This window comes from Leifsonia psychrotolerans (assembly GCF_013410665.1).
GTDB lineage: Bacteria > Actinomycetota > Actinomycetes > Actinomycetales > Microbacteriaceae > Cryobacterium > Cryobacterium psychrotolerans_A.
Genome location: NZ_JACCFM010000001.1, coordinates 3,217,239 through 3,243,030, shown reverse-complemented (window position 1 = coordinate 3,243,030; position 25,792 = coordinate 3,217,239). Strand labels below are relative to the sequence as shown.

Genomic DNA, 25,792 nt, shown 5'->3' with positions numbered 1-25,792 from the left:
CGCCACGCCCGGCCACGCCCGGCCGGCATCCGCGGCCCGTTCCCTGAAAAACTCCGTGAGGTCGCGCGAACGACCCTTCCCGTGCGTTGGGAAGGGTCATTTGCGCGACCTCACCGAAACGGATGCCGGATGCCGGATGCCGCATGCCGCATGCCGCACCGACACCGACACCGACACCGACACCGACACCGACACCGACACACAGCATCCGCCCACGGTGGGAGGATAGAAGGGTGACCCAACTCCACGACCTTTCCTCCCGCGGTTTCGCCTCTGACAACTACTCGGGCATCCATCCCGAGATTCTCGACGCGATTGTGGCCGCCAATGGCGCCCACCAGATCGCCTATGGCGAAGATGCCTACACGGCCCGCCTGCAGGAGGTTTTCGCCCACCACTTCGGCGAGGGCGTCGAAGCGTTCCCGGTCTTCAACGGCACCGGCGCGAACGTGCTGGGCCTGCAGTCGATGCTGCCCCGCTGGGGCGCAGTGATCTGCTCGGCCACCGCACACATCAACACCGATGAGGGCGGCGCCCCCGAACGCGTCGGCGGCCTCAAACTGCTGCCGATCGAGACGCCCGACGGCAAGCTCACGCCCGAACTGATCGACCAGGAAGCCTGGGGCTGGGGCGATGAGCACCGCGCCCAGCCGCTCGTCGTGTCGATCACGCAGACCACCGAGCTCGGCACCGCGTACACGCCGGACGAGGTGCGCGCCATCGCCGACCACGCTCATGCGCGCGGCATGACCCTGCACATGGACGGCGCCCGTATCTCGAACGCGGCGGCCTCCCTCGGCGTACCGCTGCGCGCCTTCACGCGCGACGCCGGCGTCGACGTGTTGAGCTTCGGCGGCACGAAGAACGGGCTCATGCTCGGCGAGTGCATCGTGGTGCTGAACCCCGCGGCATCCACCGGCCTGAAATACCTGCGCAAGCTCAACATGCAACTCTCGTCGAAGATGCGCTTCGTCTCGGCCCAGTTCATCGCCCTGCTGGACGGCGACCTCTGGCTGCGCAACGCCTCACACGCCAACGCCATGGCCCACCGCCTGCGCGGCGCCCTCGAGACCGGCATTGCCGAGGGTGCGATCGAGGGAGTGTCGTTCACGCAGGCCACCGAGTCCAACGCGATCTTCGCCATTCTGCCCGCCGGTGTTGCCGATCGCTTACGCGAGTCGTTCCGCTTCTACGACTGGAACCCGGCCACGGGCGAGGTGCGCTGGATGTGCGGCTTCGACACCACGGAAGCCGACATCGACGCGTTCATCGTCGCACTCACCCGGGAACTTGCCCACCACTGAGAGTGACACCAGCACCGCCCCAGCACCGCACCTGATTGAGGAGGATCGTTGATGAGCGTCTTCGACACCAAACCGTGGCTGAGCGCCTACGCACCCGGCGTTCCGCAGTCGGTCCAGCTCCCCACCGACTCGTTGGTCGACATGATGGATGCCGCCGTCACGAGATACCGGTCGGCGATCGCCCTCGACTTCTTCGGCGCCACCACGAGCTACAGCCGCCTGGGCGACGAGATCTCGCGCGTCGCATCCGGTCTGCGCAAGCTCGGTGTCACAGCCGGCGATCGGGTCGCACTGGTGCTGCCGAACTGCCCGCAGCATATCGTGGCGTTCTACGCCGTGCTGCGGCTCGGCGCCATCGTCGTCGAACACAACCCGCTCTACACGCCGCGCGAACTGCGGCACCAGTTCGAGGATCACGGCGCCCGGGTCGCCATCGTCTGGGACAAACTTGTCGACACGGTTGTGGCGTTCCCGAAAGACATCGCGGTACGCACCGTCGTCTCGGTCGACCTCACCCGCGCGATGCCGGCGAGCAAACGCTTCGCCCTGCGCCTGCCGATTCGCAAGGCCCGGGACGCCCGCGCCGCGCTCACCAGTGCACGGCTCAGCACGGGAGCCACCAGCTGGCAGTCGCTGCTGGGTGCCCGTCCGCTGCGCCGCTCGTTCCCCCGCCCGGCCCCCGGCGACACCGCTGTGCTGCAGTACACGAGTGGCACAACCGGGTCACCCAAGGGCGCCATCCTCACCCATTTCAACCTGCGGGTGAATGCCCTGCAGGGCGCCGCCTGGGTGCCCGGCCTGAAACCCGGCGTCGAGGTCGTCTACGCCGTTCTGCCCATGTTCCACGCCTACGGACTCACCCTCTGTCTCACCTTCGCCATGAGCATGGGCGCCCGGCTGGTGCTGTTCCCCAAGTTCGACCCCGACTTGGTTCTGGATGCCGCGCGCACCAGCCCGCCCACCTTCCTGCCCGCGGTGCCGCCGATCTACGACCGACTGGTGCGCGCGGCAGAGAGCCGCAGGGTGAGCCTGTCGAGCATCCGTTTTGCAATTTCGGGCGCGATGAATCTGCCCGTGGCGACGGTTGAGCGCTGGGAGGAGGCCACGGGCGGGCTTCTCGTCGAGGGCTATGGCATGACCGAAACCTCCCCCGTGGCCGCCGGCAACCCGATCGGACCGTCCCGACGACCCGGCACCGTCGGCGTGCCGTTTCCGAACACCGAGATTCGGGTGGTCGACCCCGAGGATTCTACGGTTGACCGCGGCTTCGATGAGGAGGGCGAGTTGCTCATTCGCGGGCCTCAGGTGTTCTCGGGCTATTGGAATCGGCCCGACGAAAGCGCGGCCGTGCTGCTGGCCGATGGCTGGTTGCGCACTGGTGACATCGTGACGGTCTCCGCGGACGGCTTCATAACCATCGTCGACCGCATCAAGGAACTCATCATCACGGGCGGGTTCAATGTGGCGCCCTCCGAGGTTGAGGAGACCCTGATGTCGCATCCGGATGTTGCAGATGTGGCCGTTGTCGGCCTTCCGCGCGCGAGCGGCGGAGAGGATGTCACGGCCGCCGTCGTGCTCGTGCCCGGCGCTGAGCTCAACGTGGAAGCCCTCCGCGCTTACTCCCGCCATCGATTGTCGGCGTACAAGGTGCCGCGTCGCATCGTGCAGGTCGACGAGTTGCCGCATTCGCTCATCGGCAAGGTGCTGCGCCGCCAGGTGCGTGCGCAGCTTCTCACAAATCCATAGCTCCAATATGTATCTTCGGGAATAGGCCGCCTCCCTAGCGTGTTGGCCCACGTGGGTCAGAGTCGCCCCGCCACATTATTCGCGCGAGGAAAGTTCTGCACTCATGACACTGATCACCGACACCGTCAACCGATCCGCCGACACCGAAGCTCCCCTGCTCGTCACCCTGGCCGAGCGCTGGAGCCCCCGGGGCTATGACGCCAACGCCGTCATCGACGACAGCACCCTCACCACCGTGCTCGAGGCCGCCCGCTGGGCACCGTCGGCGGCAAATATGCAGCCGGCCCGCTTCATCGTCACCCGCCGCGGCTCGGCGGGCTTTACCACCATCCACGACAGCCTGACCGGATTCAACAAGGCCTGGGCCGATTCGGCCAGCGTGCTGATCGCCAACGTCGCAGACGCCACGATGAAGCCCGACCAGGACAACCCCTGGGCCAGCTACGACTTGGGTCAGGCCGTCGCGCACCTCAGCATCCAGGCCCAGCACGAGGGCATCCACACCCACCAGATGGGTGGATTCGACGCCGCCGCTCTCGCCACGGCCTTCGGCCTCGGCGGGAAGCAGGTCGTCGTCTCGGTCATCGCTCTCGGCATGCTGGCGGATGTCGCCACCCTGAGCCCCGAGGTTCTTGAGCGCGAGTCCACGCCGCGCACCCGCAAGCCGCTGGGCGAGCTGCTCCTCGCGAACGACTAACCAGGCGCAGTGCCGGCTCGCTGGTCGGGCCCGGCACACCGTCGGTCGAGCGGTACACCGTTGATCGAGCCGCACACCGCTGATCGAGCCGAACACCGTTGATCGAGCCGAACACCGCTGATCGAGCCTGTCGAGATCCCGCAAGCCAAACCCGAAACCGCACACCAGGGTCTCGACAAGCTCGACCAACGGAAGCACGACGGGTCGAGCTCCACACCGCTGATCGAGCCGAACACCGTTGATCGAGCCTGTCGAGATCCCGCAAGCCGACCTCGAAACCGCGCACCAGGGTCTCGACAAGCTCGACCAACGGAAGCACGACGATCGCGCGGCGCACCAGGGTCTCGACACGCTCGACCAACGGAAACTCGACGCTCGCGCTCCACACCGCTGATCGAGCCGAACACCGCTGATCGAGCCTGTCGAGATCCCGCAAGCCAAACCCGAAACCGCACACCAGGGTCTCGACACACTCGACCAACGGAAGCACGACGGTCGCGTTGCCGCGAACCAGGGTCTCGACACGCTCGACCAACGGAAACTCGACGATCGAGTTCCACACCGCTGATCGAGCCTGTCGAGATCCCGCAAGCCAAACCCGAAACCGCGAACCAGGGTCTCGACACGCTCGACCAACGGAAGCTCGTCGAGATCGGGGCAGCCCGCCGCAGTGGTCAACCCGCGTCGCTGAGACGGCTTCCTGCGCCGACACGCACGACCATCTTGCCGATGTTGCCGCCGCGCATCAGGTCGAAGAAGGCGTCGACACTGTGCTCGATGCCATCGACGACCGTCTCATCGAAGACGATGTCACCGTTCTGGAACCACTCGGTCATCTCGCGCATGAACTCGGGGAAGTGGTGCATATAGTGGCCCACGGTGAACCCCTTCAGCGTGAGTCCACGCGTGACGAGGTTGCCCATATTGTTCGGACCGGGGGTGGGCTCGGTGCTGTTGTAGGACCCGATCGCGCCGCACATCGCCGCGCGTCCACCGTCATTGAACGAGGCGAGGGCGGCTTCGAGGTGGTCGCCTCCGACGTTGTCGAAGTACACGTCGATGCCGTCGGGAGCTGCCGCGGCAAGCTGCGCCCGAACGGGCCCCTCCCGGTAGTTGAACGCGGCGTCATAGCCGTACTTTTCGGTCAGGAGTGCGATCTTCTCGGCGGTTCCGGCCGAACCGATCACCCGGCCCGCGCCCTTGAGCCGGGCGATCTGGCCGGCGGCAGTGCCCACGGCTCCGGCTGCTCCCGAGATGAAGACAGTGTCGCCTTCTTTCAGCGCGGCGATGTCGAGCAGTCCGATGTATGCCGTGAGGCCGGTCAGACCTAAAATTCCGAGGTAGGCCGAAAGCGGCACGCCGGGTAGTTCGGGCACCACACGAAAACCGGCGGTGGCATCCTCCTGCACGATGTCGCGCCAGCCGAAGTTGTGCAGCACCACATCGCCGACGGCGAGCGTGTCGCTGGCCGATGCGACCACTCGGCCGACCGCGCCGCCGGTCATGGTCGCGTCAAGCGCGTAGGGCGGGGTGTAGCTCTTGACGTCGTTCATGCGGCCGCGCATGTACGGATCGACCGAGACGAACTCGTTGACGACGCGCACCTGGCCGTCGGAAAGTGGCGGCAGCTCGACGGTCACGGTGCGGAAATTGTCGTGGGTCGGCCAGCCGACCGGCCTCGCCGCGAGCTGAATCTGGGTGCTGAGGGCGGTGTCGGCTGGGGCATTGGGCGCAGCGGCGGCTGGCGTTGAGTTCATGAATGGGGTCACTTTCTTGTTTGTGTACCAATCAATCTAGTTTATACTGGATCGAGTAGTACACAACCTGAGAGAAACATCATCATGGGACGAACCCAAACTTTTGACAGCACCCAGGTGGTTCGCGCTGCCCGCGATGTGTTCTGGGACAAAGGCTTCGATGCCGCCTCCCTGCCCGATCTCGAAGCGGCAACCGGCCTGGGCCGCTCCAGCCTTTACCACGCCTTTGGCAGCAAGCGCGGCCTGTTCGACGCTGCGGTGCAGGACTACCTCGACACCATCATCCGTCCTCGGCTCGCGGTTCTCACCGAAGCCCCCCTGTCAACGGATGCCGTCGGTGAGTATTTCGGCGGACTGATTCAGGCCATCGAGACGCTGCACGAGGATTCGCCCCAACGCGGCTGCCTCCTGGTGAACAGCGCGATCTTCGCCTCGCACGACGAGGCCCTGCGCGGCGTGATCGAGAACTACCGCGCCGAACTGCATGATGCGATCGGGCAGGCGCTGCGCAGTCGATTCACGGATGCCTCGTCCGAGACGATCGTCCAGCGCACGCGGCTTCTCACGTCGCTGACGGTCAGCGCACTACTCATCGCCCGAATCAACCGGGCGGAAGCAGTGGCGGTGCTGCACAGCGCCCTGGACCTGCTGGCCGACTGGGAGTAGTCGAACCCGCCCGCTCAGCCCCGTCGGATGCGGAAACGCCCCGTGGGCGACGCCTCTACGGGCGCAGCAGCACCTTGATCGCCCGGCGTTCATCCATCGCGGCGTAGGCCTCGGCGACATCCGTCAGCGGAAGCTCCAGGTCGAATACCCGCCCGGGCTCGATCGCACCCGAGAGCACGTCGGGCAGCAACTCTTCGATGTAACCGCGCACGGATGCCACCCCGCCGTTCACGCCGACGTTGCGGTTGAACAGCGAGCGAACCGGCAACTCTGGCCCGCCGTTCGGGGCGCCGACATAGCCGACCATTCCGCCGGGACGCGCCCCGCGGATCGCCTGATCCATCGACTCCTTGGTGCCGACACATTCGAGCACACAGTCGGCACCGATGCCGTCCAACAGCTCACGGATGCGCTCCACGCCGTCATCCCCGCGCTGCTCGATGATGTCGGTCGCTCCGAACTCTCGGGCGAGCGCCTGGCGTTCTGGATTGCGGCTCATCATGACGATGCGGCTGGCCCCGAGGCGCTTGCTCGCGATCACGGCGCAGAGGCCGACGGCGCCATCGCCGACAACGACGACGCTGCTGCCCGTCGTCACGCCGGCCGAGACCGCGGCGTGATGCCCGGTGCCCATCACGTCGGCGAGGGTCAGTAGGCCGGGAATCTGCTCGGCCGTTGGCATCTGTTCGGTGGCCACGAGGGTGCCGTCGGCGTGCGGAACCCGCACGAGTTCGCCTTGCGCACCATCGGCGAATCCACCGATTTTGTCGTGTGAGCCCCACCAACCGCCGGCGAGACACGAGGTGCTCACGCCGTTGCGGCAGTTGATGCACGTGTTGTCGCAGTCGTAGAACGGGGCAATCACGAAGTCCCCCACCGCGATGCGGGCGACATCCGGGCCGATCTCCTGCACGATGCCAACGAATTCATGACCGATACGATGCGGTTCGTTCGTGGGTGTCACGCCACGGTAGGGCCAGAGGTCTGAACCGCAGACGCAGGCGGCGACCACCTTCACGATCGCGTCGCCGCCGGTGGAGAGCACCGGGTCGGCCACGTCTTCGAGCCGGATGTCTCGTTCACCGTGAATCACTGTTGCGCGCATGTTCCGAGCCTAGACCCGCTCCGGCGCTCATGCACGGGATGCGACCGGTCGAGCCCGTCGAGTTCCGGTCACCGAATCTCGACGCGCTCGACCACAGTCGGCAGGCTCCTAGAGATGTGCTCGGCGACGCCGCACGGCGATCAGGAGTCCGCCGGCGAGCATCAGCAGTGCCAGGCCGGCCAGCAGCGTCACGTCACCCGCGACTCCCGTGCTGGCGATCACGCCGGAGCCGCTGCCGGCCCCGTTCCCACTGCCGGTCCCGCTGCCATTGCCATCCGTATCCGGCGGATTCACCGGCGGCACGGACGCCTTTTCGAGCGTCACCGCATGGGTCACGAAGCGCTCTGCGCCCTGCTGGGTGAGCCCTGAAGCCGCCAGCGTGTGCAGGCCGAGCAGATCGCTCGGGAGCGTGAGCTGCGTCGTGGCCGAGCCCGACGCATCCGCCGTAGCCTGCGCCAGCTGGCGCGGGGTCGAGTAGATCCCGAACGTGATCGGCGCCCCCGCCGCAAAACCGGTCGCCGTCACGGTGATCGTCTGGCCGGGGCGGGCCGTGTCAGGCACTCCCTCGAGCACGCCGGTGCTCGGTGGCAGCACGATCGGCAGCGGCACCACGGCCGCGGCGACGACCGACAGGGTCAGGGTCCGGGTGGCATCCGTTCCCACGCCGTTCGTTGCGCTCAGCAGCAGATCGACGGATGTTCCCACCGGGTCGGTCGCAACGCCGGCGAGAGTTGCGGTTCCGTCGCCGTTGTCGGTGAACGTCAGCCCACCCGGCAGCGGCGAGGCCGTCGTGATCGCCACGGTGTCGGGGAAGCCGAATTCAGTTGCGATCGTGACCGCAGCAACGATGCCATGCGTGACGTGAGCCGATGCGTCACCGGCGAAGTGCGGCGCTTCAGCGACGACCACCGTGAGCGCCTGCGTAACGGACGCACCCGACGCATTCCGTGCGGTCACGGTCACGGCGTAGCTGCCTCCCGTTTTCGCAGCGGCCGTTCCGGCGAGAGTCGCCGTTCCGTCACCGTTGTCGACGAACGTCACGCCAGTCGGCAGTGCTCCGGCGAGGGTGAGAGTCGGGTTGGCCGGGAACCCCGCGCCTGTTGTGACCGTGAAATCTCCCGGAACGCCGGCCTCGAATGCGGCCTGCGCCGCGCTCGTCACAACCGGAGCCTCGTTGACGGTGAGGGTGAACGTCTGCACCGCGTCGGCACCAAAGCCGTTGGATGCGGTGAGCGTGAGGTCGTACACCCCGCCACTGCCGACGGGCGGAGTGCCCCCCAGCGTGCCGGTGCCATCGCCGGCATCGGCCAGGCTCAGCCAGGCCGGAACCGGGCTGGTCACGCCACCGATGAGGCCATCCGTCAGCGCGAGCGTCGCACGGGGCGTTCCCGACGTCGTGATCGCAGCGCGTTGTGCGCCGCTGTCGACCGTGAACGTCGCGGTGGCGCCGCTGGTGATCTGTGGCGGTGTGCCAACAGTGAGAAGCGCCGCATCCGTTGTCGTCGAGCCGATCGAGTTCGTGTAGACGGCCCGGTAGAGCCAGCCGTTCTGACTCTGCGCCGAAGCGACCTCGAGTGTCTCGGCGGTCGCAGTCAGCCCGGTGACGTTCGTGAACGCGGTGCCACCGTCAGTCGAGACCTGCCAGCGCACGGTGGGCTGCGGATAACCCGATGCCCCGGCAGAGAATGTCGCGACCTCGCCCGCAATCACGCTCTGCGGCAGCGGATTCAACGTGATTGAGGGCGCCTGCACAACCCTGATTGTGATGTTCTGCACGGCGGAACGCCCAAAACTATTCGACGCTTGAACCTGAACCGTGTATTCGGTGCCCGGGCTTCCCGGCGGGGTGCCGTAGAGCCGTGGAGGGCCGTTGAGCCCACTTTCCGATCTCAGCCACGACCAAACGGCTTCCGTGGCGGCGACGGTGAACAGCGCCGCCGGGGATCCGTCGGCGGTCAGGGCGAACGATTGTTCGCCACCGCCGGCCAGGAAATTCACCGTGTCGGAACTCGTGATGACCGGAGCGCGGCCCACCACGAGGGTGGCCTCGGCCGTGGTCGCGGTGCTTCCGTTGCTGAAGACAGCCCGATACCGGTTGCCGTTCTGCGACTGCGCCGCCGCGAACGTCACCGTGGGCTGGGTCTCTCCGGCGAGATCCGTGAACGGCCCGCTCGCGGTCGTGGCCACCTGCCACTGAACGGTCGGAATCGGGAATCCTCGTGCCGCAGCCGTGAACGTGACCTCGGCACCGACAAGGCTCAGAGAATTGGCCGGATCGGTCGTGACGACGGGCGATTCGTTGACGGTCAGAGTGAACGTCTGCACCGGGTTCGGCGCAATTCCGTTGCTCGCGGTGAGGGTGAGTTCATACACCCCACCGGATGCCGCGGCCGGCGTTCCCGCCAACGTCGCCGTGCCGTCACCATTGTCGGTGAAGCTCACGCCGGTCGGCAGCGCCCCCATCAGGGTGATGGTGGTCGCGTTGGGTTCGCCGGCCGTCGTGGTCACGGCGAAGGAGCCGACTGATCCGACGCGGAAGGTTGAGCGGTTCGGACTCGTGAGCACGGGGGCGGCGGTCACCGTCAGAGCGAATGTCTGCACGTCTCCGGTGCCGAAACCATTCGCCGCAACGATCGGGAAGGTCCACACTCGTGCACTTCCCGCGGGCGGCGTTCCGGTTACCGTTGCGGTTCCGGGGCCGCTGGCCGTCAGGGTCAGCCAGCCCGGTGCTCCCGCGCCGAGACTGAGCGTGGCGGCCGGCGACCCGGTGCTGACCACGGTGAATGATTGCCCGGCCACGCCCTGGGAAAACACGGCGGAGGGTGCGCTCGTGAGGGTCGGGGCAGTGCCGACAGTCAGCGTGGCGGCCATCGTCGTGGCAACCGTGCCGTTGCTGAACACCACACGATAGCGGTTGCCGTTCTGTGCTTGAGTCGCGCTGAAACGATACGTCGTCGAGGTGGCACCGGGCACGTTGGTGAAGGACGCGCCGGCATCCGTCGACACCTGCCACTGCACCGTGGGAACGGGGAACCCGGAGGCCCCGGCCGCGAATTCCACATCGGTTCCTGCGATGGCCGTCGTCGACTCCGGCTGCGTTGTGATCGCAGCCGGCTGCACCACAGTCAACGTAAAGCCCTGCGCTGCCGCCGGGTTGATGCCGTTCGTCGCCGTGAACGTGAGCGGGAACGTGCCGCTCACCGTCGGCGTGCCCGAAAGCGTGGCGGTTCCGTCCGCCTTCGCCGTGAAGCTGATCCCGTCGGGCAGCGTGCCCGAGAGAGCAATTGTCGAGTTGGGGAATCCGCCGGCTCGAACGGTGAACGTCTGCTCGGTGCCTCGTGCGAACTGAGCCGCCGTGGCGCTCGAGAATCCAGGCGCCTCCCGAACCTGCACGGTGAGGGTCTTGCCGGCGGCCGAGCCTGCGCTGTTCGACGCCCTGATCGCAAGCGCATAGTCCCCACCTGAACCGGCCACCGGCGTACCGGCAATAGTGGCCGTGCCGTCTCCCGAGTCGACGAACGTGAGCCCCTCCGGCAGCGCATCACTCGTCGCGATGGAGGGCGCCGGGAAGCCCGTCGTCGTGATCGTTGTCGCCGCCGCCGCCCCAACAAGGAAGACCGCCGAGGCGCCGCTGGTGATCGCGGGCTTCGTGTGCACTTCGAGCACGGCGATCGCCGGTGAGCCGTCGAGTGCGGCCCGAGCGCCTCCGACGCCTTCGGTCGCGCGTGCGTCATAGTTCGCGGTGGCGACACCGGCGTTCAGCACGGTCGTGGCGGGCACGAGGGTTGCCCCGCTGGGCAGCGGAGTCGACCACGCGATCGGCAGCCCGGCGAAGGCTGTGAGCTTCGACGCACCAATCGCGGTCCCGGCCGAGTTCTTCAGCAGGGATGCAGTGATCACCGCGGACCGATCGGCTGCGATGATCGGGGTCGGATTCGCCGTGGCCGTCAGCGTGAGAAACGGGGTGACGGTCGGCTTGGTCGAGGTGGCCACCGCGACCGCGTCGCATCCGCTCGCACCGGGTCCGCCGACACACCCCCACCAGTTGTTGGTGGCGGTGATCGGCACAGCCGGATTGGCGGTGCTGCCGAGGCCGATTCGGCTGGCCCCACTCACGTTGCCGCGAATACGGTTGTATTCACCGGCGAACGTGCCGTTGTTGATCTGGATCGCCCCACCGATCGCACTCGAGGTGCCATCCATGATGTTGTCGGTCACGGTCGACGCGGTCAGCGAGAGCGCACCGCCGTCTTGAAGAATTGCCGCACCGGAGGTCGCGTGCGTGCTCGCCCCTGAGCCGGTGGTGACGATGTTGCCGGTGAACGTGCTGTCGGTGATGGTCATTGCGGCGGGGCCGGCCACGTAAAGCGCGCCACCGCCGTTCGCTAGGGACACGACGCTGGTCGCGGTATTTCCGGTGAATGTCGAACCCGTGATCGTGAGGGTTTCGGCGGCCGAGGCAGCCCCCATTGCTTGATAAGCCACGGCCCCGCCCGCGCTGTCCCCCGAGGAGTTGTTGGAGAAAACCGAGTCGATGATGCTGAGCGATCCGCCGAGGAACTGAACCGCGCCACCTGGATTCGGGGGCACACTGACGGGGTTCGGAGCCAGAACGGTATTGGCCTTGTTGGCGGTAAGGGCTGTTTTTTTCAGCGACAGGGTGTCAGCCACGCTGGCATTGCCCGACCCGCCGATGAGGGCGCCGCCGCCGAAAACGTTGTCGACGCCGTTGCTGATCGTGAGTTCCGAGAGGCTGACCGCGACGCCGCCGACCATCTCGGGGTCGAGAGTCATGATCTGGTGAGTGCCCGCGCCGGTGATGACGGTCGACGCTGTCGAGTTGCCCGAGATCGAGAGGGTGCTGCCGGTTTTCGTTCCGACGATGAGCGGGCCGAGCGCGGCATTAAGGCTGTACGTGCCGGCAGCCAGCGTGATGTCGACCGTGCCGCCCGCGTTGCTCGCCACACAGAGCGCGGTGCGCAGCGTGACCGGCGAGTCGAGCACCTCGGTCGGCGAACAGACCCACCCGGCGGCCCGGTCGGCCGTCGACGTCACACTGATCGGGGGCAGTGCGGCGTGTGCCGAGGAGACGGGGCCGACGTTGCCGGCAACGACCAAGGCGAGCGTCAGCGCGGCAGCAACGAGCGGGGTTTGAAGGCGCGTACGCGCGAAGTGTGCAGACATCGATTGCAAGAGTGTCAGAACGCAGGCGTTTCGTCCCTCCCCAAAGTGGGGGTGGTTCCTCCGCTTCACAGTAGATAACATTGCCGACGTTCTATTCATACGTCGTGGATTTTTACCGGGAGTTGCTGTTGCCGCACATTTCACGTCGCACGGCAGTCACCTTCGGGCTCGGAACCCTCGGTCTCACGGCGCTGAGCTTGGCTGCGAACCCGGCTACGGTCGGCGCGACGCTGTCGGCTCTGGCCGACGCACTCAACCCGCCCGCCATTCCGGCCCGATCCATCTTTCTCGGCTCCGTCGGCAAGATTTTCACCGCTGCGTCAGAGGCGGACAGCTTTCCTGTCACGCTGGCAGCCATCGAGGATCTCGCCCCCCTCGTGACCCCCGACGACGAGGACCGCTTCAACTTGCTGTTCGCCTCGACCGATGCTCGATTCCAGCCCGGCATCTACCGCATCAGCCGCGCGGGTGTGCCCACGACCGAGCTGTTCGTCTCTCCTGTCGGCGTCGAATCGAAGACGCGCACCCTGCAGGCGCTCGTCAATCGGCAGGCGTGATGCGCCACGCTCCCAGCAGCGTCGTGTCATATCGCCCTGCCGGACCGGCCGATGAACCCTTCCTGCGTGGCCTCTTCGCCGATTCTAGGGCTTCGGACTTCGCGCACGTGCCGGGCACGGATGCCGCAGTGCAGCAGATCGTGTCGCTTCAGTTCGACGCCCAGGCTGCCATGCTCACCGCCCACCACCCGCGTGCAGTGCATGAGATCATCCTCATCGAAGGCCGCGCTCGAGGCCGGGTCATCACCGACACGACTGCCGAGCGCATCCACCTGGTCGATATTGCGGTTGTGGCCGATCACCAGGGTCAGGGCATCGGCAGCCAGGTCGTGTCCGAGATCTGTCAGCGCGCGGCCTCGTCGGGGCGCACCGTGGAGCTTTCGGTCTGGGGCCAAAACGATCGGGCCATCCGTCTCTATGTCCGACTGGGCTTCGAGCCGGGCGAGACGACCGGCCACTATCTGTCGATGCGCTGGGTCGCCGGCATCGACACGGAGGCTTTCGCATGACTGACACCCCCGCCCTCGGCCACGAGGACTTCGCCTCACGGGTGGGTGACACGTTCACCGTCGCGGGTGATTCGGGAGGCGCCGAGCCTGACACCAGCGTTGAACTCGTGCTCGTCGGATGCAGCCCGCTGGTCGCATCCGGCGGCTGGCTGTCGTTCTCGCTCACCTTCCGCGGCAGCGCGGCCACCCCTCTGGGGCAAGGCACGTTCACATTCACGGCAGCCGGGTTCGACCCGGCCGCTCTCTTCGTCGTACCGATCAGCTCGACACCGGCCGGTATCGACTACGACGCTCACTTCACCCTGATGGAAGGCTGAACCCATGGCGACCCCGTACGTTGGCGAGATTCGTATCTTCGCAGGCAACTTCGCTCCGGTCGGGTGGATGTCCTGCGAGGGGCAACTGCTGTCGATCGCAGAGTACGACACGTTGTTCAACCTGATCGGGCCCACGTATGGCGGCGACGGGCAGTCGACTTTCGCCCTTCCCGACCTGCGGGGCCGCATCCCGATGCACCAGGGAGCGGGTTCCGCACTGGGGCAAACCGGCGGGGTTGAGCAAGTCATCCTGAACCAGAATCAAATTCCGGCGCACACCCACCCGGTCATGACCGCTGCCGTTGCCACAACCGCGCAGGCCAGTGGTTCTCTGCCCGCCGCCTGGCCCGACACCCCGTATTCCACGACGACCGACCCGGCCGCATTGGTCGCGCTCGGAGCGCACACCATCGGTGCGGCGGGCGGTAACCAGCCGCATCCGAATATGCCGCCCTATCTGGCGGTGCAGTTCATTATTTCGCTCTTCGGCATTTACCCGTCGCAGTCATGATCGCCGTGCTCTCACTTCTTCTGAAAGGCAACACCCATGTCTGAGCAATTTTTGGGCGAGATTCGCATGATGTCCTTCACGTTCGCGCCGAAGAATTGGGCGCTCTGCAACGGACAGCTGCTGCCGATCTCCCAAAATCAGGCGCTTTTCTCTCTGCTGGGAACCACCTACGGTGGAAACGGTCAGACAACCTTTGCCCTACCCAATCTTCAGGAACGGTTGCCGATGCATTTCGACGGCGGCCATCCGATAGGACAGAACGGCGGAGAAGCCGCGCACATCCTCACGCCGGCCGAGCTTCCGAAGCACTCGCACACCCTCACCGCTGCGGCGAATGCCGATAGCGTCGATCCCACAAACGGCTCTCTCGCGTCGCCCGGCAAGCCCGCGTTCGCGCAGAATATGAGTCCGAACGCGGCCATGGCCAGCACGGCCGTGGGACTCACGGGCGCCAACCAAGCACACGAAAATCGCCCGCCCTATTTGACCCTGACATTTGCCATCGCCATCGTGGGCATCTTCCCCAGCCGAAATTGATCCGGCTTTCGTTCCAACGGTTGAAAGTGAACAATCATGACTGATCCCTTCGTCGCTGAGATCCGCTTGGTCGGGTTCAACTTTGCCCCTCAGGGATGGGCATTCTGCAATGGCCAGATTCTCCCGATTGCACAGAACACGGCGCTGTTCTCCCTGATCGGCACGTTCTATGGCGGCAATGGAACGTCGAACTTCGCCCTGCCCAACCTGCAGGGCTCGATGCCGCTCGGCCAGGGTCAGGGTCGGGGATTGTCGCAATACTATCTGGGTGAGTCGGGGGGATCAGCAGCAGTCACACTTATCACCGGCGAGATGCCCAATCACAACCACAGCGCCCACGCCGTGAAGGCGCTCGGAAACTCCACGTCGCCGGCCGGCGCGGTGTGGGCCCAGCCCCGCGTCGGCCGGGCGGCATCGAAGACGTATGCCCAGAGCCCAGCTGCCGGAACGCTGGTCCCGCTTGCGGGCGAAGCCCTCGGCGCATTCGGCGGCGACCAGCCGCACAACAACCTTCCGCCTTATCTGACGATGAACTACATCATCGCCCTGCAGGGCATCTTCCCAGCGCGCTGGTAGCTCCGCCCGGGCGGCAGCTCGCTGGTCGAGCTTCCGCTGGTCGAGTTTCCGCTGGTCGAGTTTCCGCTGGTCGAGTTTCCGCTGGTCGAGCCTGTCGAGACCCCGCCAGTCCCGCCGATCAAAGCCCCGCTGGTCGAGCTTGTCGAGACCCCGCCAATTCCGCCGATCAAAGCCCCGCTGGTCGAGCGTGTCGAGACCCCGTGAGCAGATCTCGACACGCTCGATCAACGGGATTGGCCCGCCACCAGATCTCGACACGCTCGATCAACGGGATGGACCCGCCAACTCCGCCGATCAAAGCCCCGCTGGTCGAGCCTGTCGAGACCCCGTGAGCAGATCTCGACAAGCTCGATCAACGGGATTGGCCCGCCACCAGATCTCGACACGCTCGATCAACAGGATGGACCCGCCAATTCTGCCGATCAAAGCCCCGCTGGTCGAGCTTGTCGAGACCCCGTGAGCAGATCTCGACACGCTCGATCAACGGGATTGGCCCGCCAATTCTGCCGATCAAAGCCCCGCTGGTCGAGCTTGTCGAGACCCCGCCAGCCGCACCCGGGACTCCGCCACCAGATCTCGACACGCTCGATCAACGGCGGCCTAGAGAGTGTCGGGAACTGCCTCGGTAACGTCGGGGCGGGCCGCGGATGCCACGGTGAGTGACTCACCGTCGCTCGCCAGATCGACGCGCACCAGGTCTCCGTCTCGCACCCGCCCGCCGAGCAGCGCCTTGGCCAGGTTGTCGTCGATCTGCTGCTGCATCAGGCGGCGCAAGGGACGCGCACCATACAGGGGGTCGTAGCCGCGCTCGGCCAGCCAGGCTCGGGCATCCGGAGTGACGGCCAGTTCGAGCCGACGGTCGCCGAGGCGCCGCTGCAGTCGGTCGATGTAGAGCTCGACGATCTGACCGAGGTCGTCGACCGAGAGCGCCGAGAACACGACAATGTCGTCGAGCCGGTTCACGAACTCGGGCTTGAACGCCTGGCGCACCATCTGCATCACGGCCTCCTCCTTCTCAGTAGGAGACAGTGCCGGATCGATGAGGAACTGGGAACCCAGGTTTGAGGTGAGCACCAAGATCGTGTTGCGGAAGTCAACGGTGCGGCCCTGCCCGTCAGTGAGACGGCCGTCGTCGAGCACCTGCAGCAGCACATCGAAGATCTCGGGGTGTGCCTTCTCAACCTCATCAAAGAGAATCACCGAGTACGGGCGACGCCGCACGGCTTCGGTGAGCTGCCCGCCCTGCTCGTAACCGACATAGCCGGGAGGGGCGCCGACCAGGCGCGAGACCGAGAACTTCTCGCCATACTCACTCATGTCGATGCGCACCATGGCTTTTTCATCGTCGAAGAGGAACTCGGCGAGTGCTTTCGCCAGCTCGGTCTTGCCCACGCCGGTCGGACCGAGGAATAGGAACGAACCCGTCGGCCGGTCGGGGTCCGAGATGCCGGCACGGCTGCGGCGCACGGCATCGGCGACCGCGGTGACGGCCTTCTTCTGGCCGATCAGGCGATGCCCCAGCTCGCCCTCAAGGTGCAACAGCTTCTCGGTTTCACCCTGCATCAGGCGGCCCACCGGGATGCCGGTCCACATCGCGACCACGGCGGCGATGTCCTCACTGGTGACCTGGTCGTTGACCATGCGCGGCCCGGTCGAATCGGCCTTCTCTGCTTCGGCTAGCTCGCGTTCAATCACCGGAATCTCTCCGTAGAGCAGCTTCGACGCTTTCTCGAGGTTGCCCTCGCGCTGCGCGCGATCTGCGGCGCCGCGGGCAGCGTCGAGCTTTCCCTTCAAATCGCCGACCCGGTTGAGTGAGGCGCGCTCCAGGTCCCACCGGGCCTGCAACTCGCCCAGCTTGGCTTGCCGCTCGGCCAAGTCTTCGCGCAACTTGCCGAGGCGCTCTTTCGAGGCGTCGTCCTTCTCTTTCTTTAGCGCGAGCTCTTCAAGCTTCAGCCTGTCGACGCCACGGCGCAGCTCGTCGATCTCGACCGGGGCCGAGTCGATCTCCATGCGCAGCCGGCTCGCCGCCTCGTCGATCAGGTCGATGGCTTTGTCGGGCAGCTGGCGAGCGGTGATGTATCGATTCGACAGGGATGCGGCGGCCACGAGCGCCGCGTCGGCGATCGCAACCTTGTGGTGTGCCTCGTAGCGCTCTTTGAGTCCACGCAAAATGGCCACGGTGTCTTCGACCGTGGGCTCCCCGACGAATACGGGCTGGAAGCGGCGCTCAAGCGCAGCATCCTTCTCGATGAACTCGCGGTACTCATTGAGGGTTGTGGCACCGATCAGGCGCAGTTCACCACGCGCGAGCATGGGCTTGAGCATGTTGGCCGCGGCCACCGACCCTTCGCCGCCACCGGCGCCCATCAGGGTGTGCAGCTCGTCGACGAAGGTGATGATCTCGCCGTCGGCGTCGTCGATCTCTTTGAGCACAGCCTTGAGGCGTTCCTCGAACTCGCCGCGGTACTTGGCCCCGGCGACGAGGGCGGCCAGGTCGAGCGAGACGAGCTGCTTGTCTTTGAGGGATTCGGCCACGTCGCCGGCGACGATGCGCTGGGCCAGCCCTTCGACGACGGCTGTCTTGCCGACGCCGGGTTCGCCGATCAGTACCGGATTGTTTTTGGTGCGGCGGGTGAGCACCTGACTGACCCGGCGAATCTCGGCATCACGCCCGATCACGGGGTCGAGCTTGCCACTGCGAGCGATGTCGGTGAGATTCACGCCGTACAGTTCGAGGGCGGTCTTAGCATCTTCTTGTGGTGGTTGCTGTCCGGCCTGCATCACGATCTCCTCCGAAGTTGAGTCAAGGTGGCTCAAGTCTAACGAAACCTGCGGTCGCGCGCCAGCCGCCGGCGCATCGAACTAGGCTTTCCACAACGACACGTGATCACAGTGAGCGGGTGAGCCGAACGTGACGAGGTCTGGAGCGATCGACGCGGTGCGCGTGCTCGGTGTTGCGGCCGTCGTCGCGGGACACAGCCTGGCCCTCCCTCTCATTCGCCCGCTCGTTTACAGCTGGCATGTGCCGTTGTTCTTCTTTTTGGCGGGCTACTTCTGGTCGACCCAGAGACCGCTCGGTGTCGAGCTGCGAGCCAGAACGCGAACCCTCGCGCGGCCGTACGTGTCGTGGTGGCTCCTCATCGCCGTCGTGTTCGTCCCGCTGGATGCGACGCGTGAGACGACCACGTTCGCCCGGCTGCTCGGCCCCCTTTTCAACGGCGAGAACTCGGCGATGCCGTACACGACGTTCTGGTTCGTTTCTGCGCTATTCTCCGCGGTGCTGCTGCTTCGCATCATCTGGGGTCTACCCCGAGTGCTCGTCTGGACCATCGCGATCGGGGGCTCCCTCTGCGGATATCTCGTGGGGGGCACCCTCGCCCAAACCCCCCTCGCAATCGGCACGGCGCTCCCCTGCCTCATCTTCATGATGCTCGGCACCGTCGCCCATGCTCTCCGCCCGCGCATCCTCAAGCCCGGTCTCACCGGGTTCGTGCTCCTTCTGGCCTGCACGGCACTCGTGGCGACCGGGATTTCGGCGCCTCTGGATCTCAAGCAAGGAAACTACGGCACTCCGGGCGTGAGCGTGCTGACCGCCTCTGCCATCTCTTTCGGGTTGGTCCTGGTGGCCGAGAGCCTCTTCGCGCGTCTCGCGGCCTCGCACTGCTCCTCGCTGCACGTGCGGCTCAGCGCCGGCGCAACCCGGCTGGCCTACGCCGGGTTCGCCGTTGTGCTTCTGCACCCGCTCGTGCTCTGGCTCCTCCTGCGGTTCGCCCCGCCGCTGCCGAACTGGTTCGTGTTCGTCGTGACCCTCACCATTCCCTGGTTGATCGGCGCGGCCGCGTTGCTCACCCCCGCATCTCCCTGGCTGACCGGGGTGTCCCGCATCACTCGTTCCTCCGACGAGGTCTGAGACTCGAAGGCCACCAACGCACCCCGGATGCCTCGCTCGGGCACGGAACCCTGACCGGCGGCCTGGTCGCGGCGTCGACGTCACTTCCGGTGCCACTGCTCATCAATGCAAAATTTCCGCAGCGAGCCGCGACCATAACTCCTGCTCCCTGCCGCCGAGGTTGCCCGTAATCCCCTGAAACAAGCCCCACTCCCGCCCCTACGTGTCGAATCTGCAGGAGTTATGGCAATCTGGGCCACCCAACCCCGGAGCAGACCCCGCCCGCTGCCAGCACACCCGCGTTCGCCGCGTGTGAGAATGGAAGGTCACCACCTGAGCCAGATTGGACTCCCGCCGCTTTATGCATCCTCGCCTCGGCACTCATGAGATCGCCCGCCTCGTCGGAAGCCAAGCGTTCTCCCGCGGTGAGCGCTACGCCCGCAACGGCAACGTTCTCGAAACCACATGGTTTGGCGACGGCACCCAGCTCTTCGCGACGGTTGCCGGCAGTGGCACCACGCCGTACTCGGTGACCGTCACGTTCTCGATGACGGCCTCAGGGGCCGTGGCACGCGCATCCGGTGTATGCACCTGCCCGATGAAGGGCAACTGCAAGCACGTCGCGGCCGTCTTGGTCGCCAGCTTGAGCCTGCCCGAAACGGATGCCGACGGCGCGACCACCACCTCGAGCGGCACCACGGCAGCACCCGTGGCCGGCCGAGTCGGCGGCGCGGCAGGCGCATCAGTAGCCGCAACGCCGACGCTGCCGTCCGCCCGCCCGAAGACGGCGACCTCGCGTGCGGCGAAAGCCGGGGCGGAACCCATTCCAGCCTGGCAGCGCCAGCTCGCCCCACTCGCCCAGCCCGCCCTCGTAGAACACAGCACCGGCAGCCCGCTCGCACTGCAATTCGAGGTGCTCGAGCCCTCGCGTTCCACCCGGTTCCTGCCGGGCCGGCCGGCCCACCATCTGGGCGTGCGGCCGATGGTCATGGGCAAGCAGGGAAAGTGGATTCGCGGAAACCTCAACTGGACCAATCTCGCCTACGCTCGCGGCTCATTCAACCCGATACATCAGAAAATTCTCGGCTCGCTCTACGCCTTGTTCTCGGCCGGGCAGAGTTACTACGTGCACATCGAGCAGTGGATGCACCTCGACGATTTCGGCAATCGTGCCCTCTGGGATCTGCTCGCCGAGGCCCGCGCCGCCGGACTGCCCTTCATCACGACGGCCCGCGACCAGAGTGAGGTCGTGCTCTCGACACAGCCGGCCACCGTCGCCATGGACATCTCCCGCACCGACACCGGCCTGTGCATCGCGCCCGCGCTCGACCTGCCCGACCACGCGCTCCTGGACGCCCCCTTCGGCTTCATCGGCCAACCCGCGCACGGTGTTTTCTCGTGGCGGCACGCCGACGCCCGGCTCGGCTCCCAGGCCGGCACCCAGCTCACCCTCGCACCGCTCGCCCAGAAGGTCGATACACCGCTGCGCCGGCTGCTCTCCGCCCCCGACCCCATCCTGGTTCCGACGTCCGACGAGAGTGACTTTCTCGCGGGCTATTACCCGTTTTTGCGCCGGCAGGTCGCGCTCACCTGCCGCGACGGCTCCTTCCAGCTGCCGGCCACCGCGCAGCCACAGCTTGTGCTCGACATTCGTCACCGCACGGATGCTGCCATCACCCTGCGCTGGAACTGGCACTACATCGCACCCCCCGCCGTCGTCGACGGTGCCACTGACGTCACGGCAGGCACCGACCTTGCCACCGGCACCGACGTCAAGGCGGGCACCGACCTTACGGCAGACACCGACGTCACGGCGGACGCCCACGACGCCCGCCGCGCCCCGGCCACCCCGGCGTCGGTCGGCCCCCGGCTGCCACTGCGCGAGGCATCTGCCGGCACCGACTACCGCGACGTCACCCGCGAGACCGAGATTCTGCGCGAGCTCGCCCCTCTGCTTGCACCGTTTGACACCCTGCACGAGCAGCACGCGGGGCGCACCCGCCTGGCCGAGCATTCCTCTCTCACGGGCGCCCGCATGATCGAGTTCCTCGACGCGACGGTGAGCGAGCTGACGGCATCCGGCAACGTTGTGGTGCAGCTTCCCGACGACGGCCCCCACTACCGCGAAGCCGATGAGGCCCCGGTGATCAGCCTGGCCACGAGCGAGCGCGCCGACGATCGCGACTGGTTCGATCTGGCCGTCACGGTGTCAATCGAGGGCGAAGAGATTCCGTTCGATGACCTGTTCCGGGCCCTCGCCACCGAGCAAGAACTGCTCATTCTCGGCAGCGGCACCTGGTTCAGCCTGGACCGCCCCGAGCTGGTGCAGCTGCGCCACCTCATCGAAGAGGCCCGCGGTCTGCAAGATTCGCACGCCGATTCGCTCGGCATCAGCCGCTTCCAGACCGATCTCTGGGCGGAACTGCAAGAGCTCGGTCTCGTCGCCGCGCAGGCAGCCGCCTGGCGTCACGCCGTCGAAGGCCTGACGGATGCCACACAGGTCGCTTCCCAGAAACTTCCCGACTCGGTGCACGCGACACTGCGCACGTATCAGCAGAGCGGATTCGACTGGCTCAGCTACCTTTACGACAACCAGCTCGGCGGCATCCTGGCCGATGACATGGGCTTGGGTAAAACCCTGCAAACCATTGCGTTGGTCGCCTATGCGCGCGACAAGCAGCGCGCGACCCAGCTCGAAACCGGGGCGGAGTGCGCGCCGTTTCTCGTGGTGGCTCCCACCAGCGTTGTGCCCAACTGGGCGGCCGAGTGCCGCAAGTTTGCGCCGGATCTGACCGTCGTCACCATCACCGAGACCACGGCCAAGAGCCGCGTCGCCCTGGCCGAGGCCATCGCCGAGGCCGACATCGTCATCAGCTCGTACACCCTGTTCCGTCTCGATTTCGAAGAGTACAACGCCGAAACCTGGGCCGGGCTCCTGCTCGATGAGGCCCAGTTCGTGAAGAACCATCAGTCCCGTGCGCACCTTTGCGCGAGACGCTTGAGAACTCCGTTCAAGCTGGCGATCACAGGCACGCCGCTTGAGAACAACCTGATGGAGTTCTGGTCGCTCACCTCGATCACCGCCCCGGGACTGTTCCCAAGCCCGTCCCGGTTTGCCGACTATTACCAAAAACCGATCGAGAAGGATGCCGACGCCGAGCGCCTCGGCCAGCTGCGCCGGCGCATCCGCCCATTCATGCTGCGTCGCACCAAAGACCAGGTGGCCACCGATCTGCCGGCGAAGCAGGAGCAGGTGCTCGAACTGGAGCTGCACCCGAAGCACCGCAAGGTCTATCAGATGCACCTGCAGCGCGAGCGGCAGAAGGTGCTGGGCCTGATCGATGACATGAACCAGAACCGGTTCGAGATTTTTCGCTCGCTCACCATGCTGCGCCAGCTCAGCCTCGACGCGAGTCTGTACGACGAAAAATATGCCGACATCCCGTCGACCAAACTTGATGCGTTGCTCGAACTGCTTGAGGATGTCGTGGCCGAGGGGCACCGCACCCTCATCTTCAGCCAGTTCACCCAGTACCTCGGTAAGGCGCGCGAACGTCTCGACGCGGCCGGCATCACGTATTCCTACCTCGACGGCAAGACCCGGAACCGGGCCAAGGCGATCGCTGACTTCAAGGACGGCACCGCCTCGGTGTTCCTGATCAGCCTCAAGGCGGGTGGCTTCGGCCTGAACCTGACCGAGGCCGACTACTGCATTCTGCTCGACCCGTGGTGGAACCCGGCGACCGAGGCGCAGGCCGTCGACCGCGCTCACCGCATCGGCCAAACCAAGAACGTGATGGTCTACCGGCTGGTCTCGAAGGACACCATCGAAGAGAAGGTGATGGCGCTGAAGGCAACGAAGGCGCGCTTGTTCGAGAGCGTGATGACGGATGGCGCGGTGCAGGCCACGGGACTGACGGCGTCAGACATCCGGGAGCTGCTGGCGTAGGCATCCGCTGAACGTCGACCCACGCGGTCTCGACTGACTCGACCAACGGGAATCCGCTGATCGAGCTCGTCGAGATCCCGCGACCGACTCTCGCGGTCGACACATGCGGCCACCACACGCGGTCTCGACTGGCTCGACCAATGGTTGGGGAGCAGCGAGCCTCTCCCTCCACTGAGAGCACTCACAGAGTGCGCCCTCGATTCACCAGCTTCTGCGAACCCCGCGTTCACCTCACGTTCTTAGACTTCACGGGAATCCTTGTGATTCACAACAGTGCGGATGCTCGTCGTGTGTGAAATCGGGTGACATGTCTTCTCTTCTCGACCAGATCGACAGCCAGGTCTCCCAGCTGCTCACCCGGCGCCGGCGCCGCTGGCTCTCACAACCGCGCACCCTCTGCGGCGGGTTTCTCACGTTGTACGCGATCTTCTTCGTGGCGCTTCTGCCCACCATCATTCGCGGGGAGGTGCTCGGCGACCTGCCGCTGTATCGAATCTGGGCCGAAAACGGGTTGCAGGGCGGAGTCTGGCCGGGCATCTCGATGCCGTGGGTGTACCCGATCGGCGCCCTCGTACCCATCACGCTGGCTGGCCTGGCCGGGCCCGCTTTCTACCAACTGCTCTGGTTTCTGCTGACCATGGTGCTGAACGCGGGCGCCCTGGCCGTGCTGACCGATTTTGGCCGCAATCGCCGTGCCTACTCCGCCGCCTGGTGGTGGCTGCTGATCAGCCTCGTGCTCAGCCCCGTCGCCCTGCTGCGCCTCGAAGGGCTGACCGCGCCACTGGTGATCGCCGGCCTGGTTCTGCTCGCCCGCCGCCCGGTCGTCGCGAGCGCGCTGCTCACTGTGGCCACCTGGATCAAGGTCTGGCCCGTCGCCGTTCTGCTGGCCATCATCGCAGCAGGCCGCCACCGGATGCGCGTGATCGTCACGGCGAGCGTTGTCACGGCGGCCGTCGCCACCACGGTGTGGGCGCTGGGAGGCCTCGCCACGCTCACCAGTTTCGTGACCATGCAGTCCGACCGGGCGCTCCAGCTCGAAGCGCCGATCTCGACCCCCTGGGTCTGGTTGGCCGCGGTCGGCCATCCGGGAAGCTTCATCTACGAAAACGTCACCCTGGCCACCCGCGAGGTCGCCGGGCCGGGTGCCACAGCCGCGGCCGCCGCGATGACCCCACTCATGCTGCTCGCCGTGGTCGGAATCTTCACTCTGATTCTGCGGGCCAAGCGGCGCAGCCGCGACGTGACACAGCTGATGCTGGTGGGCGCCCTGGCGCTCAGCACCGCGCTCGTCGTCTTCAACAAGGTCGGGTCGCCCCAGTACATGCTCTGGATCGCGCCCATCGTGGCCGTGGGTATCGCCAACGACGGGCAGCGTTGGCGTGTTCCGGCCTACCTCATGCTCGGCATCGGCCTGCTGACCACTCTGGTCTTCCCGGTGTCGTACCAGCCGCTGATCGCGGGCGACCCCGCAGCCGTGCTGCTGCTCACTCTGCGCAACGCCCTGGTCGTGCTGATGCTGCTCTGGTCATCGCGCAGCCTCTGGCTGCTGGAGAATGTCTCCGTGCCCGCCCCTCACACGCGCGAAATCGGAGTTGTGGCGGTTCTCGACACGTGAGAACGACCACAACTCCGATTTCGCGAACGGCTAGACCAGCGGGTGGGAAAAGTCCGGCATTTGCTTGGCGGGAGCCTGGAGTGAGGCTTCGTGGCTGGCCGGAGACACGCGGTGCGAGACCGCATGCTGCGACTCAGCGCCGGTCCAGTGCGCGCCCCGCGGCTCGCCGTGGGGAATCTCGTGGTGATCGACATCACGGGAGATCTTGTCGATCCAGGCCAGGGCGAGAGCCGAGAAGATGAAGACCATGTGGATGATGACCTGCCACAGCACGCCATCCCAGGTGTAGCGCTCACCCGTGAGAGTCTCGCCGGTATCGACCTGCCCACGGGGAGGCATGTTGCCAACCTCGATGAAGGTCTTGAGCAGATGAATCGATGAGATGCCGATGATGGCCATGGCCAGCTTGACCTTGAGCACGTTGGCGTTGACGTGCGAGAGCCACTCGGGCTGGTCCGGGTGGCCGTCGATCTTGATCTTCGAGACAAACGTCTCGTAGCCGCCGATGATCACCATGATCAGCAGGTTCGCGATCATCACGACGTCGATCAGGCCGAGCACCGAGAGCATGATCACTGACTCATTGACGTGGCTCAGGTCACTGAAGACCTCCTGCGCCAGGTGCACGAGTTCGGTGATGAAGACAACAACGTAGACGAGCTGGGCCACGATCAGGCCGAGGTAGAGCGGGGCCTGCAGCCATCGGCTGAAGAAGATCAGAAAGCCGACGCTTTGCAGCCAGCGGCTCTGGGGCGGGAAGTGACGGGTGGTCGGCGGGTTCGTCGGCGCGGTCATCCGTTAATTTTATTTGGCCGGAGGTATTCCTCCGGACCATTCATGCTTCTGAACAACCGTGAATCTGCCCCACATCCG

19 protein-coding genes are annotated in these 25,792 nt (G+C 65.9%); 14 read left to right on the top strand and 5 right to left on the bottom strand.

Annotation, left to right across the window (positions count from 1 at the left end):
- The first annotated feature begins 100 nt into the window (after positions 1-100).
- From HNR05_RS17820 to HNR05_RS14760, 4 genes are all read left to right on the top strand, one after another.
- Positions 101-229, top strand: coding sequence for a hypothetical protein (locus HNR05_RS17820; RefSeq protein WP_281369828.1), 129 nt, complete (start codon positions 101-103; stop codon positions 227-229).
- Positions 230-233: 4 nt separating this feature from the next.
- Positions 234-1,304, top strand: a complete 1,071-nt coding sequence (locus HNR05_RS14770) for a threonine aldolase family protein (RefSeq protein WP_343062614.1) — start codon at positions 234-236, stop codon at positions 1,302-1,304.
- 51 nt (positions 1,305-1,355) lie between these two features.
- Positions 1,356-3,050: a long-chain-fatty-acid--CoA ligase gene (locus HNR05_RS14765; RefSeq protein ID WP_179579837.1), complete on the top strand. Its 1,695-nt coding sequence runs from the start codon at positions 1,356-1,358 to the stop codon at positions 3,048-3,050.
- Between the two features lie 103 nt (positions 3,051-3,153).
- On the top strand, positions 3,154-3,747 hold the full coding sequence (locus tag HNR05_RS14760) for a nitroreductase family protein (RefSeq protein WP_179579836.1): 594 nt from the start codon (positions 3,154-3,156) through the stop codon (positions 3,745-3,747).
- Positions 3,748-4,421: 674 nt separating this feature from the next.
- Here the strand turns inward: HNR05_RS14760 and HNR05_RS14755 are convergent.
- On the bottom strand, positions 4,422-5,504 hold the full coding sequence (locus HNR05_RS14755; RefSeq protein ID WP_179579835.1) for an NADP-dependent oxidoreductase: 1,083 nt from the start codon (positions 5,502-5,504) through the stop codon (positions 4,422-4,424).
- Between the two features lie 84 nt (positions 5,505-5,588).
- Between HNR05_RS14755 and HNR05_RS14750 the strand changes: the two genes are divergently transcribed.
- Complete coding sequence (locus HNR05_RS14750; RefSeq protein ID WP_179579834.1) at positions 5,589-6,170, top strand: TetR/AcrR family transcriptional regulator; 582 nt, start codon at positions 5,589-5,591, stop codon at positions 6,168-6,170.
- 55 nt (positions 6,171-6,225) lie between these two features.
- Here HNR05_RS14750 and HNR05_RS14745 read toward each other — a convergent pair whose 3' ends face one another.
- Together HNR05_RS14745 and HNR05_RS14740 are read right to left on the bottom strand one after the other, a co-directional pair.
- The gene (locus HNR05_RS14745) at positions 6,226-7,275 is read right to left on the bottom strand and encodes a zinc-dependent alcohol dehydrogenase family protein (protein ID WP_179579833.1); all 1,050 of its coding nucleotides are present in this window, start codon (positions 7,273-7,275) and stop codon (positions 6,226-6,228) included.
- Positions 7,276-7,383: 108 nt separating this feature from the next.
- Entirely contained in the window at positions 7,384-12,459 is a 5,076-nt protein-coding gene (locus HNR05_RS14740; protein WP_179579832.1) for a beta strand repeat-containing protein, read from the bottom strand.
- 104 nt (positions 12,460-12,563) lie between these two features.
- Here HNR05_RS14740 and HNR05_RS14735 point away from each other — a divergent pair, with 104 nt between their 5' ends.
- The 6 genes from HNR05_RS14735 to HNR05_RS14710 are packed head-to-tail and all read left to right on the top strand — an operon-like array spanning position 12,564 to position 15,466.
- Positions 12,564-13,016 carry a DUF6916 family protein gene (locus HNR05_RS14735; protein WP_179579831.1) on the top strand — a complete coding sequence of 151 codons (453 nt, stop codon included), beginning with the start codon at positions 12,564-12,566 and terminating at the stop codon, positions 13,014-13,016.
- Positions 13,016-13,525 (top strand): GNAT family N-acetyltransferase, encoded by a 510-nt coding sequence (locus HNR05_RS14730; protein ID WP_179579830.1) that lies wholly within the window; start codon positions 13,016-13,018, stop codon positions 13,523-13,525. The genes HNR05_RS14735 and HNR05_RS14730 overlap by 1 nt, the downstream gene beginning before the upstream one ends.
- Entirely contained in the window at positions 13,522-13,842 is a 321-nt protein-coding gene (locus HNR05_RS14725; protein WP_179579829.1) for a DUF6916 family protein, read from the top strand. Before HNR05_RS14730 ends, HNR05_RS14725 begins: the two co-directional genes overlap by 4 nt.
- A 4-nt stretch (positions 13,843-13,846) precedes the next feature.
- On the top strand, positions 13,847-14,353 hold the full coding sequence (locus HNR05_RS14720) for a phage tail protein (protein WP_179579828.1): 507 nt from the start codon (positions 13,847-13,849) through the stop codon (positions 14,351-14,353).
- Between the two features lie 36 nt (positions 14,354-14,389).
- Positions 14,390-14,890 (top strand): phage tail protein, encoded by a 501-nt coding sequence (locus HNR05_RS14715; RefSeq protein WP_179579827.1) that lies wholly within the window; start codon positions 14,390-14,392, stop codon positions 14,888-14,890.
- A gap of 36 nt (positions 14,891-14,926) precedes the next feature.
- Complete coding sequence (locus HNR05_RS14710) at positions 14,927-15,466, top strand: phage tail protein (RefSeq protein WP_179579826.1); 540 nt, start codon at positions 14,927-14,929, stop codon at positions 15,464-15,466.
- Between the two features lie 600 nt (positions 15,467-16,066).
- Here the strand turns inward: HNR05_RS14710 and HNR05_RS14705 are convergent.
- Complete coding sequence (locus HNR05_RS14705) at positions 16,067-18,247, bottom strand: ATP-dependent Clp protease ATP-binding subunit (RefSeq protein ID WP_179579825.1); 2,181 nt, start codon at positions 18,245-18,247, stop codon at positions 16,067-16,069.
- Positions 18,248-18,377: 130 nt separating this feature from the next.
- On the opposite strand from HNR05_RS14705, the gene HNR05_RS14700 reads away from it, so the two are divergent.
- From HNR05_RS14700 to HNR05_RS14690, 3 genes are all read left to right on the top strand, one after another.
- Positions 18,378-19,376: an acyltransferase family protein gene (locus HNR05_RS14700; RefSeq protein WP_179579824.1), complete on the top strand. Its 999-nt coding sequence runs from the start codon at positions 18,378-18,380 to the stop codon at positions 19,374-19,376.
- A 340-nt stretch (positions 19,377-19,716) separates the two neighbouring features.
- On the top strand, positions 19,717-23,304 hold the full coding sequence (locus HNR05_RS17395) for a DEAD/DEAH box helicase (RefSeq protein ID WP_246318418.1): 3,588 nt from the start codon (positions 19,717-19,719) through the stop codon (positions 23,302-23,304).
- Positions 23,305-23,611: 307 nt separating this feature from the next.
- Positions 23,612-24,919: a glycosyltransferase 87 family protein gene (locus HNR05_RS14690; protein WP_179579823.1), complete on the top strand. Its 1,308-nt coding sequence runs from the start codon at positions 23,612-23,614 to the stop codon at positions 24,917-24,919.
- Between the two features lie 30 nt (positions 24,920-24,949).
- Here the strand turns inward: HNR05_RS14690 and HNR05_RS14685 are convergent, their stop codons facing one another.
- Positions 24,950-25,714 (bottom strand): TIGR00645 family protein, encoded by a 765-nt coding sequence (locus HNR05_RS14685; RefSeq protein ID WP_179579822.1) that lies wholly within the window; start codon positions 25,712-25,714, stop codon positions 24,950-24,952.
- Positions 25,715-25,792 lie beyond the last annotated feature (78 nt).

What these genes read in the sequence shown, in the direction of transcription:
- HNR05_RS14760 (WP_179579836.1), top strand. Translation starts at nt 3,154, where the DNA reads ATGACACTGATCACCGACACCGTCAACCGATCCGCCGACACCGAAGCT.
- HNR05_RS14765 (WP_179579837.1), top strand. Translation starts at nt 1,356, where the DNA reads ATGAGCGTCTTCGACACCAAACCGTGGCTGAGCGCCTACGCACCCGGC.
- HNR05_RS14715 (WP_179579827.1), top strand. Translation starts at nt 14,390, where the DNA reads ATGTCTGAGCAATTTTTGGGCGAGATTCGCATGATGTCCTTCACGTTC.
- HNR05_RS14690 (WP_179579823.1), top strand. Translation starts at nt 23,612, where the DNA reads ATGTCTTCTCTTCTCGACCAGATCGACAGCCAGGTCTCCCAGCTGCTC.
- HNR05_RS14755 (WP_179579835.1), bottom strand. Translation starts at nt 5,504, where the DNA reads ATGAACTCAACGCCAGCCGCCGCTGCGCCCAATGCCCCAGCCGACACC.
- HNR05_RS14705 (WP_179579825.1), bottom strand. Translation starts at nt 18,247, where the DNA reads ATGCAGGCCGGACAGCAACCACCACAAGAAGATGCTAAGACCGCCCTC.
- HNR05_RS14710 (WP_179579826.1), top strand. Translation starts at nt 14,927, where the DNA reads ATGACTGATCCCTTCGTCGCTGAGATCCGCTTGGTCGGGTTCAACTTT.
- HNR05_RS14750 (WP_179579834.1), top strand. Translation starts at nt 5,589, where the DNA reads ATGGGACGAACCCAAACTTTTGACAGCACCCAGGTGGTTCGCGCTGCC.
- HNR05_RS14725 (WP_179579829.1), top strand. Translation starts at nt 13,522, where the DNA reads ATGACTGACACCCCCGCCCTCGGCCACGAGGACTTCGCCTCACGGGTG.
- HNR05_RS14740 (WP_179579832.1), bottom strand. Translation starts at nt 12,459, where the DNA reads ATGTCTGCACACTTCGCGCGTACGCGCCTTCAAACCCCGCTCGTTGCT.
- HNR05_RS14720 (WP_179579828.1), top strand. Translation starts at nt 13,847, where the DNA reads ATGGCGACCCCGTACGTTGGCGAGATTCGTATCTTCGCAGGCAACTTC.
- HNR05_RS14730 (WP_179579830.1), top strand. Translation starts at nt 13,016, where the DNA reads ATGCGCCACGCTCCCAGCAGCGTCGTGTCATATCGCCCTGCCGGACCG.
- HNR05_RS14745 (WP_179579833.1), bottom strand. Translation starts at nt 7,275, where the DNA reads ATGCGCGCAACAGTGATTCACGGTGAACGAGACATCCGGCTCGAAGAC.
- HNR05_RS14685 (WP_179579822.1), bottom strand. Translation starts at nt 25,714, where the DNA reads ATGACCGCGCCGACGAACCCGCCGACCACCCGTCACTTCCCGCCCCAG.
- HNR05_RS17395 (WP_246318418.1), top strand. Translation starts at nt 19,717, where the DNA reads ATGCATCCTCGCCTCGGCACTCATGAGATCGCCCGCCTCGTCGGAAGC.